The organism is Hahella chejuensis KCTC 2396 (assembly GCF_000012985.1).
Lineage (GTDB): Bacteria > Pseudomonadota > Gammaproteobacteria > Pseudomonadales > Oleiphilaceae > Hahella > Hahella chejuensis.
Map to the genome: position 1 here is coordinate 3353060 of NC_007645.1, position 17019 is coordinate 3370078.

The following is a 17019-nucleotide window of genomic DNA, read 5'->3' on the forward strand; positions in this document are numbered from 1 at the left end:
CATTAGCATGAAAGACTTTATTATTTTTACACCTTCACATGTAGTTTTGAACAATATCAGCCTGCTTTTCTCTGGCACAGAATACTTTATGAGCGTCGACCATGCTGAAATATATATTTCAAAAAAAGAAAATGAAGAGAGCTTTTTCAAGATTAGAGACATTCCTAGTATCATTGAGTCATATGACTCGGAAGAGTTAGATTTTGTTTATGAAAATATTTCCTCATCATTTAATGTGTATTTGTGCAACTATAGAAGCGTCGAATTTGCCAGGCATATAATCAATATTATTGCAAAAAAAATTTCTGTGGTAGTCGATAATGACTTTGATCAATTGATGACGGGAGAGGAGTTTCTGAGAAGAACTATGCAAGAACCGGATTGGGATTGGACTCGATAAGCTCAAAATAATACCTGTACATTGAAGGTAGGTAGTATGATACGGGTCTCAAGCGTTCATCCAGGATGGAAGTCTATAACCACTACTTTGATAGTTTGGGGCGACCCAGGAAATGATCTATGCTAGGGAATGCAGCGTCCATTTCAACCGCCATCGGTACTATGCTTCCCAAAGCAGCCGTTCCATCAACCAAGACCCCGTCGGCCTCCTGGGCGGCAAGCTAAGGCTATTGCTGCCTCAAAAGTCGGCTCAAAATGCTCATTTATTCACGCTTTTTCGACGACTTTTTCCTTGCACTGGCAGCCTCGCCAACGTTTTTCAGAGATTCCTTAAATAATTACGAAGAAACATATAAAAATGGACAAGAAAATGGCAAGTAAAGACGTAAGAATACCTGAAATGTACTTAAGGAAGATTGAAGCCGCAATCGGCGCCACCATCGACCCAAACGAGGAGAGTATGTTTTCAAGCTTTCAAGAGGTTGATGAAATAACGAAATCACGAGCCAGGGATATTTACTACAAACTGGATGAATTGAGAGCTGAAAGTTATCTTAAGTATGTACTATCAGAGAAGCTCGACCGCAGTCATATCTTTTCATTTTTAGTAGATGTGATAATTGGCGGTATGGATCTGGACGAATGGACCAAGGAGGAGCTAGGTTCTTCGGACCAAGATTAATAGAGATAAAAGAGGATTCGAAACTATCTATCAACCAATTTATGCTTTGGCCAAGTTTTATTAGACGTGATAGCAATGGAAGATAATAAAGTAGCAGCAAGTATAATCACAAACAGCACCAATGGAATTCTAAGCATCACTGTCACTTTTAGTAACACAGGAGAAACAAGCTACTTCCTGAACAAAAAGCTTGCCTTCCATAATGGTATATACACAATTTCATGCTTGTCATTAAATGCAGAAGGAAAAGAGATAAAAAGAAGGATAAATATAAAAGTAAAGCCATCTTCGTTTCCTGATGACTATATAGAAATCAAGCCTCATAGCTCACACAAGGGCAGTCTTATTCTAAATGAGTACTTCAACCTGCCTGATTCAGGAATCATTTCGATACAGTACCAAGCTTCGCCCAGAAACCCTATAACCGGGGATGTTGACGTCATTAATTCAGCCATAACAGAAATAGAAATTGGAGACTATTAATCCGGCGCCGATATAAGCATGATACAATGCCCGGATGATTATAGATGATGCTCGCTCATTACCTGCCGCCGCGCAGGAAGAAAAAAGAAAACAAGCCGTGCGACTGCGCAAGCAGGGATACAGCTATCACGAAATAGCCGATAAGGTCGGCGTCCATAACCTGACGGTAGGGAAATGGATCAGAGCTTATGAAGCGCAAGGGTTTAGCGGGATTAAGTCAAAGCCCCGCGGACGAGAGCCCGGTTCGGGACAGCGACTGACGCTAACCCAGGAGAACCGGATCAGGCTTTTGATTACCGATAACAGCCCGGATCAGCTCAAGCTGGAGTATGCGCTTTGGACCCGTAAGGCGGTGCAGCAGCTCATTGCGCAGGAGACGGGAGAACAGCTGGCGATCCGAACGGTCGGCAATTATCTGGCCGCCTGGGGTTTCACGCCACAGAAACCGGCGAAAAAAGCGTATGAGCAAAACCCGTCTCTAGTCGAGAAGTGGCTGAAGGAGGACTACCCGGTCATCAGCGGACGAACCAAGGCGGAAGGGGCTGAGATCTATTGGGGGGACGAGACAGGGCTGCGAAGCGACGCCCAGCATGGGCGGGGCTATGCGCCCCAAGGGAAAACGCCGGTGATTCGCCTGAACGCCAGGCGGGAGTCGGTCAATATGATCTCGGCGATCAGCAACCAGGGCAAAGTGAGGTTTCAAATCTATGATGGAACGATGGACGCGGACCGGTTGACAGGGTTCATGAAGCGGCTGATCAAAGACGCCAGACGCAAGGTTTTCCTGATACTGGACAATTTGAGAGTCCATCACGCCAAGGTGGTGAAAGCCTGGCTTGAGGAGAACCGGGACCATATTGAAGTATTCTATTTACCCGCCTATTCCCCGGAATTGAACCCGGACGAATACTTGAATTGCGACTTAAAAGCGGGAGTTCACGGTGGTAAGCCGGCGCGAAAGAAAGGGGATCTCAAAAAGAAAGTTCAATCACATATGTGTATGTTGCAAAAGAAACCTGAGAGGGTGAAAAAATACTTTAATCACCCAAGCATCAAATATGCGGCATAGAATGCCTATATCGATGCCTGGTTAATAACCTCTGATGACATTCTCATTAAAGCTTTTGAGTATGAAGGACAACTCGTAACAATTAATAACAGAGGATTGGCTGCTTTAAGCAAAGCAGGACTAAGACCTACAAATATCAAAATAGTAGAGCCTACAAAAAAAGAATTGAATCGACTACTTGATGAGCCTATTAACTCAAACCTAAAAATACCAGGCGAGAAAATAGCAATAACACCTGGGAAGAATGATTTAGAAGTACTGGAAATAATTGAAACACCAAAGGACTCATAAATGAACAAGCAAGTGCTGCTAAATGTACAAGTTCCATGGCAAGTCAGTCCATCGACACCTGATTTAACTCTGAATTTTTCAGAGCTAAACCAGGAAGGTTATATTGAGTTTTTAGGTCTTTTCGGGAAACATACGAATCTAGGAGAAAAGATAATTACACTTTCTTTCAGTGGGCTAGGGTGGATTAAGGTAAGCCCCCCATTTAGCGACAGAAGTATCTTGGATGAATCAGCCTTTGATTTAACAAAGATAACAGGTATGCGTCGTATGGGGGAGTCTATATCGGACTGGATGAAGCGCTTTGATTCTGAGTGGAGTTTATCTAATACTTGCCCAGACTCACAGTTTTACACGGTCGAAAACTCAATTTTTAGCCAAGAGGTTAATGCAGGCAAGTGGGGTTGCAAGCACTTTATTCTAAGCGGAGAGCGCTCAAGTGTGGAAATACTTGCCAGAGCATTTCAGTGGAGTAAGAAAAATTAATAAGTAAAAAACTTTTATTTTTCCGCTTATCATTTTTTCATAATTTTAAATGAAGAACTCATGACGGTGCTTCAGTCTAACCTTAAGTAAACAGGAAGAGTTACTCTGGATGCTGATGGTTCGTTAACATCTATTAGATCCAGTAAGTAGCCAAATAAAAATTTTCTAATAAAATAGGCGACTTACGACCACTCAATCTGATCATATTTTGCACCGTGAAGTACGTCAATCATCTTAAGCCCGCTGAAATGATGACTTCTCCAAGCTCAGTGTAACATTTGATGCAGAAAAACCGATATCCGAGGCTAAGATAATGCGAGTCCCTTTTGGCGCGAAGTTGAAGAGGTAATAGACATCTGGTCATTAAACCACAACAGCTGATGCAGGCTTTCGGATTAAAACCTCTTACCTGCAACCTCCTAACTCTCCAACCCAGCCACCCACTTCAACACTTCCGCCACCGGTTCTATCAACTCTGAAGGGATGTAGTTCTCCAGCTCTGCCTGGGCGTATAGGGCGCGGGCGAGGGGGATGTTTTCCATGATGGGGACGCCTTCTTTGGCGGCGATTTTCTTTACTCTTTGGGCGGTGGTGTTTTTGGCTTTGAGAATGACGGTCGGCAGGCTGCGTTTGTCGCCGTCGTAGTAGATGCCGATGGCGATGTGGGTGGGGTTGGTGACGATGACGGAGGCTTTTTTGATTTGGCTGATCATGCCGCCGTCCAGCATTTCACGGTGAATCTGTTTGCGTTGGCCGATGACTTCCGGGTTGCCCTCAGCGTCTTTGTATTCCCGTTTCACTTCATCCTTGGTCATGCGCAGTTGTTTTTGGTGTTCGTGCTTCTGATAAAGAAAATCCAGCACTGCTACGATCACAAACGCGACCATGGACACCATCGCCAGTTGCAGCATCAGGTGGCCAATAAAGGGCATGATGCAGTCTGAGCCGCAGTGGGGGAGTTTGCGGATGTCGTTGAGATTGGCGGTGATTACCCAGTAGATCAGGATGGAGAGGAACAGGATTTTTACGATGGACTTGAGCAACTCCATCAGGCTCCGTACTGAAAACAGCTTCTTGACGCCTTCCACCGGGTCGATTTTCTTAAGATCGAACTTGACCGACTCCATGGCGAACAACGGGCCGACATGCCCGACATTAGAGACCACTGCAGTGACGATCACCAACAGGATAAAAGGGAGCAGGATGTCCAGACTCTTCTCGAACACGCCATTCAGCACCGCCTGCAATGCTTCCCCGAAAGGCTGACCGTAAAAGCGCGCGGGCAAATCGATCAGGCTTTGCAGCGCTTCCACCAAACTATAACCGGAAGCGAACAGGAGTCCGTACATGGCGATCATCATGGCGGTGGAAACCAGCTCTTTACTGTGCGCCACCTGACCCTTTTTACGGGCGTCGAGGAGCTTTTTCGGGGTGGGCTTTTCGGTCTTTTCACTCATTGCTTTGGCTTTCTTACATTTATCTGTATGGGGGGTCGTGAAGGCTTACACTAACTGATGGTTGTTCAAGACAAGAGGTTAAACAGCGGTTGCAGCAGACCGTCGATATCCGCCAGCAGCTCGCTGAAATAACGGATTACAAAGCCTGCGTAGACGCACAGCAGCGCCAGTCCCACCGCGCTTTTCAAGGGCATCGCCAGAATGAATACGTTCAGTTGCGGGGCGAAGCGGCTGATCAACGCCAGACCAAACTCGGTCAGAAACATCACGATCACCACCGGCGCGCCCAGCAGCACTGTGAGGCGCATCATCGTATCCAGCTGCGCCAGGAAAAACGCCGGACCGGAAACGGGGAAAGACGGGAGGAACTCAAACACCGGCCAGACTGAATAGCTCTTGTACAGCGCATAGAGCATCAGCAGAAACGTCCCACTGATAAAGAAAAGGGTGACCAACGATTGCGTCAGCAGAATCCCCAACGGAGAGGTTTGCGATCCGGACAACGGGTTTAGCGCGCTCGCCATCGTTGCGCCGCGCTGGTTATCAATGAAAAAGCCCACCGATTCGATAGCCCAGAACGGCATCACCAGTACAAATCCCATCGCCAGACCAATGCCGACTTCTTTAACGATAATCAGCAGCAGATGCAGCCCGTCCAAAGTCTGGGCGTCCAGACCATGTTCGACAAGGGGATAGGTGATGAGGGAAAAACTGGCGGCCACACCGTTGCGGATCATCGCGCCGCCCAAAGACTGTTTGGACAGAAACGGCAGCATCATAAACATCGCCAGCATGCGCGCGGACGACATAAAGAACACAAACAACGTGTGGGAGATTAGTTCGATATTCATCAGTCGTTCTTCGCTTGCATCAGCTCTTCATTTGCATCAACCGGCCACATCGGGAATCGCGTCGAATACCAGCACCGTGTACTGGTACATCTCCATGCCGAGCCAGCGCGCGGTCAGGTAAAGGGTGGCGACGATGGCCACCAGTTTCACGGCGAACCCCAGGGTCTGCTCCTGGATCTGCGTCACCGCCTGCAGCAGGCTTACCAGCACGCCGGTAAAGGTCGCTACCAGGATCGGCGGCATGGAAAGAATCAGCACCAGCAGCAGCGCTTCCGTGGTGTATTGAATAACGTCGGCTTCGGTCATAGCTTCACTCTCTGTCATCCGGTTTTATCGGTCTCTACTCAAACGCTTATCCATGTCTGCGCCTGTTCTATTGATAGGCGAGCACCAGCCCATGGATAAGACGCGTCCATCCGTCCATCAGCACGAATAACAACAGCTTGAAGGGCAGGGAAATGGTCATGGGGGAGACCATCATCATGCCCATGGCCAGCAGGATGTTGGAGATGATCAAGTCGATCGCCAGGAAGGGCAGATAAATCAGAAACCCGATTTCAAAGGCGCTGGTCAGTTCGCTGGCGGTGAAGGCGGGAATCAGCACGAAAAAACTGTCTTTCTCCAGTCCTTTCGCGACATCTTCCGGCCAGATTTCCGCCGCCGTCTCGTGAAAGAACGTTTGCTCATCCTCCGAGCCATGCCGTTGCAGAAATTCTTTATAAGGTTGCGAAGCGGTATCCATCAGCGCTTTCAGCTCCTGGGTATTCTCCAGAGAGATCGGTTTAGTGCTGAGTTCGTTGTAAGCAGAGATACCCACCGGCGCCATAATGTAGGCGGTCAGGATGATGGCTAACCCGTAGAGCGCCATGTTCGGCGGGATCTGCTGGATGCCTAAAGCGTTACGCAGTAACCCTAAGACTACGGCGATCTTCACGAAGGACGTGGCCATCACCGCAAAGAAGGGAATCAGAGCGATGCCCGCCAACCCGAGGGTCAGGTAAAAAGGATCAGGCAACGTCATGCTCATTCTCCTGTTCTTTCTGCTGCTCGCTATCCTGTATGGGTCCAGTCTCAGCAGAGACAGCAGGCGGGAGCGACAAGCGCGTGATGCGGGCGCCGATCTGATCGCCGACCTGCACCAGCTCGGCTTCCGCGATCGCCTGACTCTGAACCAGCAGCGTGACGGCGCCGGATAAAGGCTTGTCGAGGGCGATCGTTTGCCCGGGCGCCAGAGACTGAATCTGGGTAAGCGTGGCGGTGCGTCGGGCGACCTCAAAGACCACCTCAACGGGAAGGTCATGCAGCGGCTGCAACGGCGCGTCGTTGTTGGGAGTCGTTGTGTGTGTCATAGGTTGATCCGTGTTGATATGGGTGAGAGTGATATCCTGGCGCTGCAATGTCCCGTAGCCCAAACGCCTGCCGCAGACGCTGAGCGCGACGGAAAAAACGCCAACGGCGGGTGAATCGCCAATTGGATTGATCGAGGCTGGCGGCAGCAGAACCATGTCGTTCAACTGCAGCTGGCGGAGTTCGTCATAAGTGAGTTTCGGGCCATTGATGTACGCGCTGAGCGCCAGAGGCAGATGAGTGATGGCTAGCGTCGAAGACGAATGCGACCCGTGGCGTGGCCACCTTTCCTGCACCAAACCGAAAGCGCCCTGCGCCAGATCGAGAGCCTCATGAGAAAGGACGACCGACGCCCAACCTGTTTGGCGACCATAAACACACCGACAAAACAGGCTGACGGAATCCTGCTCCTGGGCAGGAATGGGAAGTATCGTCTCGACTTCAATGTGTAAGCCGCTGGCCGCGGATATCTGATCAATCAACGGCGCCAGCGCAGCCTGCAGCAACGCCAGTTGCAGCATTGCCGGGATTTTCTCAAACGGCAGCGACGCTAACGCTTCTTCATTGGGCTGGCCTGCGTGGTCGTCTAACGCTGAGAGCAGAGTGTCCAAAAAGCGTTGATCGAAGCGTAACGACGCCGAGGATTGATCAAGTCGAAGTTGCACGCTGAAGTTAAGAAGACGAGCTTCTTTGGGAGCGACAAACTGTACCTCAAGAGGCCTCGTCGCCAGTTCAAATCGGGTTCCTGCACCAATAGGAAATAAAGATTGCAGCCGCAGCGTAAACGGGTCTACCTGCGGGAGCGCCAACCGCTGCATGGCGACGGAGGCCGCATGTATACGCAAGGCGGTCACAGCGGCCTCCCGATAGATTCAGCAGGCTGGGCGGAGGCGTTGGCCATCGAATCCGTATCGCGTCCATCCACAATGTCTACTTTGACCTTGACGCCGTCTTGTCCGTATCGGCGCTGCAATGATTGCAGCAGGCTCGCCCGGCTCTGATGCAGTTGCTGATAACTGGCGGCCGCCGCGGTGGCGAACTGCACCGTCAAAACGCCGTCCACTTTGGCGATACTGAGCGTGGTATCCGGCAGTTGCGGGCTTTTCAGATCCATCCTGACTTCCTGCGATCCGGGTGTTTCGGCGCGCTTCACGTACATCTGGTCAACCAGCTTCGCCACCAGATCCGCAAGTTCCTCCGTCGGCGACGTCGGCGTCGCCGCGGCCGTCATGCCGGGTTGATAGCGGGGCTCATGCAATGGGGAGAGATAACCGCCTTGCAGTGAGTGAAGGGCTTCGTCTCTCTGATCGGAACTTTCCTGCTCCCCACGTTCAAGCTGCCGCTGAAAGCGCGCTAACGCCTCTTCATCCAACGCTGGTTTTCTGTGCTCATTGCTGCGAAATTTGGGCGCATCATGTTGCTCTTTTGCGGCGCTCCTGATTTCCCCTTGCGGGCGCTGCGCATTCATCTCGACGCCTCCATCCCCAAACTGAAACCCGCCGTAGCCCCGGCGGGACATCGAAGGCTGTCCGCCGCCATTTCTTCCGCCTGCTGCTCTTCAAGGCGGATGCGGTTCTGCTGCAGTGCGCCCTGGAAATCTTCGGCCAGAATGGCGAACTTTTCCTGTGCTCTTTGCGCTGCTTTCAATTGGTCCAGCGCGGCTTGCAGTTTTTGTTCGGCGGCGGTTTCCTGCGCTTGAATCTGTTTGAGCTGGCTCGCCAGATCGTTACTTTGCACTTTGAAATACGTCACCCGGCTGTTGTAGTCGTCTACCTCTTGCAGGCTGGCGGGTTTACCGGCCAATTCCGCAAACAGGCGGTCGCTTTCGCGGCGACGCCATTGCTGAAAATCGGTGAATGCGTGGGCGGACTGACTTCTGCGCTCGCGCAGGTCTGACAGGGCGATTTCGAGGCTTTTGACCTGTCGGGCCTGACGGTTTGTCCGGTGCTGTTTGATTTCGGCGATGCTGGCGATCATGGCTGAGTCTCCGTTAGTGTTGGGCCAGGGATTGCAGTTGAGCCAAGGTGTCCGCCATGGAGCAGGGGGCGCCGTCATGCTGTCTCAGGAACTGGTTAATGGGTTCGATGGCCTTGATCGCGGCGTCGGCGAGCGGGTCTGTTCCCGGCTGGTATTCCCCGATCCTGACCAGCAGCTCGATTTCCTTGTAGCGGGCCAATAGTTGCCGCAGCCGCCGCGCCTGTTGCAGTTGTTCCGGCGTGGCGATGTCGTTCATCAGGCGACTGCTGCTGGCGAGAATATCCACCGCAGGAAAGTGGCCGGATTCCGCCAGCGCGCGGGATAACACGATGTGACCGTCCAGAATGGAGCGCACTTCGTCCGCCACCGGCTCGGTCATGTCGTCGCCTTCCACCAGTACGGTGTAGAGCGCGCTGATCGCGCCTTTGGCGCCAGGGCCGGCGCGTTCCAGCAGTTTGGGCAGGGTGGCGAAGACGGTGGGCGGAAAGCCTCTGCGCGCCGGCGGTTCTCCCGCCGCCAGACCGATCTCCCGCAACGCTCGGGCGAAGCGGGTGACAGAGTCTATGAGAAGCAAAACCCGTTTGCCTTGATCGCGAAAATGTTCAGCGATAGCCGTGGCCACGTAACCGGCCTTCACCCGCTCCATGGCGGGCCGGTCGGAAGTGGCGGCCACCACCACGGCGCGTTGCATGCCTTCTGCGCCCAGATCCCGCTCGATAAACCCTCTGACTTCGCGACCGCGTTCGCCGATCAAGCCGATGACGACGATGTCGGCGTCCGTATGGCGGGTGATCATGGAGAGCAGGGTGCTCTTGCCGACTCCGGCCGCCGCGAACACGCCCATGCGTTGCCCCTCGCCACAGGTGAGCATGCCGTCAATCGCACGCACCCCGGTGGTCATGGGCGTTTCCACCAGTCTGCGGGTCAATGGGTTAGGGGAGGCGCTGATAATAGGATAAGGGACGCCTCCAGTCAGGGGCTCGCCGTCATCAATAGGCGCGCCCAGGCCGTCCAGCACCCGTCCCAAAATACCCTCGCTGATCTGGATCTCATGGCTGCGGCCGGTGGGAATCACTTCGGTATGAGCGGACAAACCTTCCATCTCACTCAACGGCGTCAACAACGCCTCCTGCCTGGAAAAACCGATCACCTCCGCAAGAATCGAACGCTGCGACTCCGGGTCCACCAACTCACAAATCTCACCGATCCGCACCCCATTCACAGACGCCTTAACAATCGTCCCCACCGCCTGCGTCACCCGCCCCCGCACCTGCGAAAAATCCGCCTGCTCCACCAACGACCGCAACAACCTGGTCCTGGACGCGGAAAACGCGCTATCACTGAAGACTGTCTGATCCATAGCATCCACACCCTGAAAAAACACCGCGAAAGCGGATTGATGTTTGGTTTAGGGGCAGATTAGAGGGGGAGAGGGAGAGGCTGTATCAGCCGGGGGATCTAATTTTTGGGGGGAGCTTCGGTTTTAGAGCTAGAAGCCGGCTCAGGTAATGTCATATAAGTTACTATTTGGGGATGCCTTTTCTTTTTGGGTTATCAAACCAGCCAGCTATTTTTTCAATGAAAGCCCAAACATCCCCGTTTGATGGTTTTAGATATCCTTCGGATGCGGGATCCTCTCCCATTTTTTCAAAAACTTCGACCAACCAACTCGGGCCATGGCCTCTCGCATTCAACTCTAACAACCATGATTCAAGTTCGCCGTTTGGTACAATAAATAATCCATAATCAGACAACTTATCAAACAAGTTCTCTAGGGTTTCTTTTACCTCTCCTTTAAGCAATTTTATCCCGCCACCTCTTTTCATATCTTTACCTGTAGCCTCAAATTTCCTTTTTATTTCTAGCCGAGTATGAGACAACGATTTTCGTTCAATTTCAGGGACGAAACCACTTTCCAAGAAACTAGCCCATACGGTACCTCCTTCTTTTAAAATATCAATATCGACTATGCCTCCTACGGGTATGCCAAGCTCCCTGAGAGGCTTTATTATCGTTTTTACCGTCTGTTTATTCTGCGCATGAAGAAAAAGGCAGTTTTGTATACCTTTCCCATTGGAATATTTAAGTAAACGATCGTTGATCTCTTGATAAAATGCGCGATCTGCATCTGACTCTGTAACAATGATAGACTCATAAAATAGACCACTAAGTACACCTGTTGAGCGTAACAACGGATTTCTCATTAGTGTCAAGATTTCTTTGTTGGGAAGTATTCTTGCTGTTGCCACTTGATTTTTATATGTTAGTCTTACGATATTTATTGGTGCTCCAGACTGTATGCAGCCCATTACAAAGTTCGGACTATGAGTTGATACAAATAGGCGCTTATGTGATCCGGAAATAATGCCAGAGATTTCTTTTCCCAGCTTAAATGAGAGGGATGGGTGTAAAAAAGCTTCGGGCTCATCTATTAGTAATACAGATGGATCTCCGGCTATTACTTCAATTATCATCCCGGTAAAAGCTTTTACACCATCACTGGTTTGAGTAATTGGCGTTGCTTTTGAGTGAAACTCTATTGCTTCTTGATGTAGGCCTTTCTCTTCCATTTCATCTTTAGGCGCTACTTTAGATAATCTCAAATTTAGTCTCCCCAAGTTCGTTGGGTCAACTACTAGGTATTCACCAAAAGACTCGTGAACTATTCTTCTAACCTCCTTTCTTTTCTCATCACTTCTGAACAAGACTTGGAAGCTTGAATTTGCTGGGTGTTGAAGGTTTCCCGCACTCTGCTCGTTAATCAGAATTGTTCTACTGCTACCGTTTAAAATAAGACTGTTGTAAGACAAATACCATAGGCAAGCGTGACTTGGCTGAGAATTCGGATTTTCTAAAGCGTTGATGAACTTGTGTTTTAGTACGTGGTGTCTTTGCCCTTTCTGACCAACAAAAATATGCGTTGGACTCAGTGACTCACCAGGGATTGGTGCTAAAACAACACTGTTAACAATACTCTTAATATGTTCATCGGATATGCCATTTAATTCTATGCTATCTATGATTAGGTTTTCTTCGTGAACTCGTCCTATTTTACAATACTGATGTATTTCAGTAAGAACTTTGCTCTTACCCGAATTGTTTGGGCCAACAAAAACAGTAACTGGCATTGCCTCTATCGTCTCTTGCTGGAGGCCCTCAGCTCGACCAAATTTCAGCTTTATGCTCTTGATCATGTATATATTCCATCGATCACAACGGACTGCTAACAGTTTAATGAATGCTTAGGGGCAGGATTACAGAAGCTACCTATCTCCACTTGATACTGGTTAAAAGATAGCACATTCATCAAAGCTTACTTCGGGACTTATAATTGATGCGGGCGAGCCGCCCGCGCTCCCGATTCGGCCTCTTGGTAGGTCGGAAAAGCGCAGCGCCTTCCGACATCTCAGCTTTCCAGTCTACATATCTGTAGTGGTTTGCTATATGGTCATAGACAGCTTGGGAGTTAGGTGAAAACAGGGAGGTGTTGTGCGGTATCGGAGGAATTATGTTGCAGGCGGGACCTACTTTTTTACGGTGAATTTGCTGGAGCGCAATCAGACGTTGCTGGTGGATCACGTCCATGCTCTGCGTGAGTCGGTGCGGTGGGTGAAGGCGCGTCGGCCTTTTGATATTGATGCCTGGGTGGTGTTGCCTGATCATTTGCATGCGATCTGGACATTGCCTGAAGATGACGTCGATTATTCCTCTCGCTGGCGTGAAATCAAAAAGCGTTTTTCCAAGTCTTTGATCATTAACGAACCACGACCAGAACCCAGAAAAATGAAAGGCGAACGGGGGATTTGGCAGCGGCGTTTCTGGGAGCACACCATTCAGAATGAACAGGACTATCAACGCCATTTTGATTACATACATATAAATCCGCTTAAACATGGGTGGGTATCACGAGTACGTGATTGGCCTTTCTCCAGTTTTCATCGGGCAGTTTCCGAGGGAATTTATTCGCTTGATTGGTGTGGAGGGGATGAAGCGTCAGGCTGTTTTGGTGAGTTTGAATGAGGGGGAATGGTTGAGCGAAGGTGTTGGATGGCGCTTCGCTTATCCAACCTACGTTAAGTTCAGGTCGGTTGGAAAAGCTGAGGGCCTTCACCAACGTCGCTACGTTGACATATAGGTAGGTCGGAAAAGCGCAGCGCCTTCCGACGCTGCTTTCGTTATTCTGGTGTACCTTTATTGGATTGATGGCGCATGGGACCTTTTGTCTGAAGGCGCTGCGTTTTTCCGACCTGCTTTTGTTAGTGACACACGGGTCGTGGATTAGAGATCAACACAACAATACAAGTGAGGGCACGTATGAATCTGGATAAAGATATTGTGACGGTGAGGCCGGAGGGGACGATTGATACGATTCAGAAGTTGCCTAATTATGTGGGAATTTCCGGGAAAACGGCGGGTTCTACCGGGATTTCGATGAATATTGTGGTGATTCCGCCTTCGGCGCGGGCGGAGCCGCATTTTCATGATGGGTTTGAGACGGCGATTTATTTGTTGAAGGGGAATGTTAAGACCCTGTATGGCGAGAATTTGTCGAAGTCGGTGGTGAACAAAGAAGGGGATTTTATTTTTATTCCTGACGGGGTGCCGCATCAGCCGATCAATCTGAGTGATACGGAGGAAGCCATTGCCTTGGTGTCCCGTAATGATCCCAATGAGCAGGAGAGTGTCCAGGTGTATCGGCCGGATCAGTCGGCTTGATGGGTAATGATTGATATGGCGACCAGGGATAGGAAACAGGGCCTGATTTACGCGGGCCCTGTCCTTGTCAGGCTGTCAATTTAACACTGCTTGTCTGTTGGAATAAGGAGCCTCTGAAAAACGTTGGCGAGGCCGTCAGGGCAAGGAAAAAGTCGGCGAAAAAGCGCAGTTTATCGAGAATAAATGAGCATTTTGAGCCGACTTTTGACGCCGCAATGGCGGCCGCAGGTAGTTTTTCAGAGGTTCCTTAATATTAATATGGCAATGATATTGACATGGTAATATCTGGCGCATGGATGCGCCTGCGCGGCGGAGAGCCGCGGGAGACAGGGCCTGACATGGGCAGGCCCTGTCGTTGCAGACAAATAGAAGGAAGCTATTTGTCTGCCTGATTAATAGCTCAGCGCGATTCTTCCCAGCGGCTGAATGGTGATTTCCGGCGTCAGGTCCTGGTAGGAGAGGATGGGCAGTTGGCGCATGTCTCTTTCCAGTAGTTTGCGCAGGTAGCGGCGCACGTCCATGGAGGTGATCACCACGACTTTTTGCGCGCCGGGATTCAAGTCGCCCACGGTGCGTCTGGTGATTTCCACGATCTTGCGGGTGGTGTCCGGCTCCAGGGCGAGGTAGGCGCCGGAGGAGGTTTGGCGTACGCCGCCGCGGATGGCGTCTTCCAGTGACTGGTCCAGCATATACGCCGGCAGGATATTCTGGCCGTTGCTGTATTTGTAGCTGATATAGCGGCGCAAGCTGTTGCGCACGTACTCCGTCAGCAGCACGGTTTCCTTCTCTTTTTGGGCCCATTCCGCCAGGGCTTCCAGAATGCTGCGCAGGTTGCGGATGGAAATGTCCTCGGACACCAGACGCTGCAGTATCTCGGTGATCTTCTGAATCGGCAGCAGACGCTGCACTTCCTTCACCAGCTCGCCATAGCGTCCTTCCATTTTCTCCAGCAGGAAGCGGGTTTCCTGAATGCCGATGAATTCCTGCGCGTACTTTTTCAGGATGATCGACAGGTGATAACTCAACACCCGGGGTGGGGTCAGGTAGGCGACTTCCATCTTGTCCAGCGAGGTCTGATGACGTTGCTCCACCCAATAAGCGGGCGCGTCAGGCAGCAGTTCCACTTCACTGTTATGCTCGATGGCCAGCAGATCCAGTTGCTCCTTCTGATCGCGCACCAATAACTGCCTGGGCTTGATAAAGCCCTCCGCAATCGGCGTTTCCTGCAGATGAATTTTATAGCGACCGTCGCTCAAACCGTGATTGATGCGCAGATGAATGCCCGGAAACGGCACGCCCAGATCGAGATACAGAGAGCGGCGGATTTTGAGAATTTCCTCATTCAACGCATTCGGGTCCAGGGCGTCTTCCGCGTCGGCGGCAATGTCCACCAAAAGCGGGACGGTAAAAGTAAACTCTTCCGCTTCGTTGAGCTGCGCCTTGCTCGGCGGCTGGCCGGCGGCCGCCATGGCGGACAGTGGAGGATGCTTGTCCGCGCTGGCGTTCTTGGATTGCCGGAGCGTGAACACGCCAATTCCCGTCAAGGTTAACGCCAGCACGATAAAGGTGAGGGTGGGGAAGCCTGGAATCAGCGCGAAGGTGAACAACAGACCGCCGCCGATCAGGATAGCCTGGGGCTTGCTGACGATCTGGTTGGCGATGTCCGCGCCCAGGTTTTCCGATTCGTCTGTGGTCACGCGGGTGACAATGACGCCAGCGGTGATGGCGATAAACAACGCGGGAATCTGCGCCACCAGTCCGTCGCCGATGGTGAGAAGGGCGTATAGCTCCAGGGCTTCGCCGGAGGTCATGCCGTTTTGCAGCGTGCCAATGGCGATGCCGCCGAGGATGTTCACCGCAATGATGATCAAACCGGCGATGGCGTCGCCTTTGACGAACTTCATGGCGCCGTCCATGGAACCGTACAACTGGCTTTCTTTCTGCACCTGAGAACGGCGGTGACGGGCTTCGTCCACATCGATCACCCCTGCGCGCATATCGCCGTCGATGCTCATTTGTTTGCCGGGCATGGCGTCCAGAGAGAAACGGGCGCTGACTTCCGCCACCCGTTCCGAGCCCTTGGTGATCACCAGAAACTGCACCACGGTGATGATCAGGAAAATAACCAACCCCACCACCAGATTGCCGCCCACCACAAAGCCGCCGAAGGCTTCGATGATAGAACCCGCATCCGCCTGCAACAGAATCAGTCGCGTGGTGGTGATGGACAGCGACAGACGAAACAGGGTGGTGATCAGCAGCACCGAGGGAAAGGCGACGAACTCCAGCGGCGAACGCAGATACACCCCCACCATCAGCAACACCACCGCCAGCCCCATGTTGACCCCGATCAGGATATCCACCAGCACCGTGGGCAAAGGCAGAATCATCATGAAGATGATCGCCACCAGCATGGCGGCGAACAGAATATCTTTGCGCCCGGCGATTAATTGCAGGGTCTGGTTCAGGCGTGCGAGGGTCATGACGGAGTCCTTGTGGCTAAGAATTGCAGATAGTGAGTCAGCGCGGGCTCCCTTTGTCCCAGCTTGAGATGGCAATGGCTGCGCAGCAGCGACAACCGCGCTTCCGACGCGCCCTGTAACCGTCTCTCGCAGGCCTTGCAGTACTTCAACGCCAGTTCGTAGCGGCCGAGCTGATAACACAGATAAGCCATCTGTCGCAGCGGCGCGGGATCGTCCGGCGCCAGTCTGATCAGCAGACGCAGCAGCGGTTGCGCCTTGGCGTACTGACGGCATTGCAGAAACACAGTGGTCACTTCCTGCAGCCAGACCGCCTGCTGCGGCTGTAGTCTGCTCGTGGCGCTGACAGTAGGAAGCGGGGCGACGGATGGAGTCGGACTCATGGCTTTTCCAGGGCGCTCAGATTGCTGCGCAGCCATTGCCGGTCTTCATACAGCGCGTTGAGAATGGCGACGGCGCTTTGCAGGGTTTGCCGGAATTCGGGGTCGCTGCTGGCCTCCGCCTCTTGCTCCAGCGCCGCCAGCGCGGATTGGGTGGACGCGGCCACGTCGTCAAAATCCTGAGGGTCGACCCCGGTGGCGCCGGACGGCCCAATCAGGGTGCGCAGCATCTCCTGACTGGTCGCATGACGCAGAAACAGCTTCTCCGTGTGCTGGACGACGGATTCCCCTCGCGGCACGAAAGGCCGGGAAGGGGCGTTGGCGGTCGTACTGGCGTCCTGTCCGTCGTTATCGTGGACACGAATGCTTTGCACGCCTTCAGTGAAAGTCACCAGATCCATGGA

The 17019-nt window shown here is 51.8% G+C and carries 20 protein-coding genes; 8 read left to right on the forward strand and 12 right to left on the reverse strand.

Translation table 11 applies throughout. The features are described 5' to 3' along the window. The first annotated feature begins 7 nt into the window (after positions 1-7). The 6 genes from HCH_RS14625 (at position 8) to HCH_RS14645 (ending at position 3407) form a co-directional block, all read left to right on the forward strand. Positions 8-400 carry a hypothetical protein gene (locus HCH_RS14625; protein WP_011397084.1) on the forward strand — a complete coding sequence of 131 codons (393 nt, stop codon included), beginning with the start codon at positions 8-10 and terminating at the stop codon, positions 398-400. A gap of 357 nt (positions 401-757) precedes the next feature. After that, positions 758-1081: a hypothetical protein gene (locus tag HCH_RS14630; protein WP_011397085.1), complete on the forward strand. Its 324-nt coding sequence runs from the start codon at positions 758-760 to the stop codon at positions 1079-1081. Between the two features lie 75 nt (positions 1082-1156). Beyond that, the gene (locus HCH_RS14635; protein ID WP_041598675.1) at positions 1157-1564 is read left to right on the forward strand and encodes a hypothetical protein; all 408 of its coding nucleotides are present in this window, start codon (positions 1157-1159) and stop codon (positions 1562-1564) included. Between the two features lie 34 nt (positions 1565-1598). After that, the gene (locus HCH_RS14640; RefSeq protein WP_011397087.1) at positions 1599-2633 is read left to right on the forward strand and encodes an IS630 family transposase; all 1035 of its coding nucleotides are present in this window, start codon (positions 1599-1601) and stop codon (positions 2631-2633) included. Between the two features lie 96 nt (positions 2634-2729). Continuing rightward, complete coding sequence (locus tag HCH_RS33815) at positions 2730-2924, forward strand: hypothetical protein (protein ID WP_148212576.1); 195 nt, start codon at positions 2730-2732, stop codon at positions 2922-2924. Next, the gene (locus HCH_RS14645; protein WP_041598676.1) at positions 2925-3407 is read left to right on the forward strand and encodes a hypothetical protein; all 483 of its coding nucleotides are present in this window, start codon (positions 2925-2927) and stop codon (positions 3405-3407) included. It abuts the gene before it with no gap. A gap of 419 nt (positions 3408-3826) precedes the next feature. Here HCH_RS14645 and sctU read toward each other — a convergent pair whose 3' ends face one another. The 9 genes from sctU to HCH_RS14690 all read right to left on the reverse strand — a co-directional run bounded on the left by sctU (position 3827) and on the right by HCH_RS14690 (position 12233). Next, positions 3827-4864 (reverse strand): type III secretion system export apparatus subunit SctU, encoded by a 1038-nt coding sequence (gene sctU, locus HCH_RS14650; RefSeq protein ID WP_011397088.1) that lies wholly within the window; start codon positions 4862-4864, stop codon positions 3827-3829. Between the two features lie 65 nt (positions 4865-4929). Further along, positions 4930-5715: a type III secretion system export apparatus subunit SctT gene (sctT, locus tag HCH_RS14655; RefSeq protein ID WP_011397089.1), complete on the reverse strand. Its 786-nt coding sequence runs from the start codon at positions 5713-5715 to the stop codon at positions 4930-4932. Positions 5716-5751: 36 nt separating this feature from the next. Further along, entirely contained in the window at positions 5752-6021 is a 270-nt protein-coding gene (sctS, locus tag HCH_RS14660; protein WP_011397090.1) for a type III secretion system export apparatus subunit SctS, read from the reverse strand. Between the two features lie 67 nt (positions 6022-6088). Further along, the gene (gene sctR, locus HCH_RS14665) at positions 6089-6736 is read right to left on the reverse strand and encodes a type III secretion system export apparatus subunit SctR (protein WP_011397091.1); all 648 of its coding nucleotides are present in this window, start codon (positions 6734-6736) and stop codon (positions 6089-6091) included. Next, positions 6723-7916 (reverse strand): type III secretion system cytoplasmic ring protein SctQ, encoded by a 1194-nt coding sequence (gene sctQ / locus HCH_RS14670; protein ID WP_011397092.1) that lies wholly within the window; start codon positions 7914-7916, stop codon positions 6723-6725. Before sctQ ends, sctR begins: the two co-directional genes overlap by 14 nt. Beyond that, positions 7913-8530: a type III secretion HpaP family protein gene (locus HCH_RS14675; RefSeq protein ID WP_011397093.1), complete on the reverse strand. Its 618-nt coding sequence runs from the start codon at positions 8528-8530 to the stop codon at positions 7913-7915. The genes sctQ and HCH_RS14675 overlap by 4 nt, the downstream gene beginning before the upstream one ends. After that, positions 8527-9039: a type III secretion protein gene (locus tag HCH_RS14680; protein ID WP_011397094.1), complete on the reverse strand. Its 513-nt coding sequence runs from the start codon at positions 9037-9039 to the stop codon at positions 8527-8529. Before HCH_RS14680 ends, HCH_RS14675 begins: the two co-directional genes overlap by 4 nt. Before the next feature lie 13 nt (positions 9040-9052). Further along, on the reverse strand, positions 9053-10399 hold the full coding sequence (gene sctN / locus HCH_RS14685; RefSeq protein ID WP_011397095.1) for a type III secretion system ATPase SctN: 1347 nt from the start codon (positions 10397-10399) through the stop codon (positions 9053-9055). 163 nt (positions 10400-10562) lie between these two features. After that, entirely contained in the window at positions 10563-12233 is a 1671-nt protein-coding gene (locus tag HCH_RS14690) for an ATP-dependent nuclease (protein ID WP_011397096.1), read from the reverse strand. A gap of 295 nt (positions 12234-12528) precedes the next feature. On the opposite strand from HCH_RS14690, the gene HCH_RS33165 reads away from it, so the two are divergent. Next, entirely contained in the window at positions 12529-13059 is a 531-nt protein-coding gene (locus tag HCH_RS33165) for an REP-associated tyrosine transposase (protein WP_011397097.1), read from the forward strand. Between the two features lie 294 nt (positions 13060-13353). Then, on the forward strand, positions 13354-13755 hold the full coding sequence (locus HCH_RS14705; RefSeq protein ID WP_011397098.1) for a cupin domain-containing protein: 402 nt from the start codon (positions 13354-13356) through the stop codon (positions 13753-13755). A gap of 392 nt (positions 13756-14147) precedes the next feature. Here HCH_RS14705 and sctV read toward each other — a convergent pair whose 3' ends face one another. From sctV to HCH_RS14720, 3 genes are read right to left on the reverse strand one after another with little or no spacing between them, the layout of a single operon-like run. Next, a complete protein-coding gene (gene sctV, locus HCH_RS14710) occupies positions 14148-16238 on the reverse strand; it encodes a type III secretion system export apparatus subunit SctV (protein ID WP_011397099.1) in 2091 nt (696 codons plus the stop codon). Beyond that, positions 16235-16618 (reverse strand): tetratricopeptide repeat protein, encoded by a 384-nt coding sequence (locus tag HCH_RS14715; protein WP_148212577.1) that lies wholly within the window; start codon positions 16616-16618, stop codon positions 16235-16237. The genes sctV and HCH_RS14715 overlap by 4 nt, the downstream gene beginning before the upstream one ends. Beyond that, positions 16615-17016: a hypothetical protein gene (locus tag HCH_RS14720; RefSeq protein WP_011397101.1), complete on the reverse strand. Its 402-nt coding sequence runs from the start codon at positions 17014-17016 to the stop codon at positions 16615-16617. The genes HCH_RS14715 and HCH_RS14720 overlap by 4 nt, the downstream gene beginning before the upstream one ends. Positions 17017-17019: the final 3 nt, after the last annotated feature.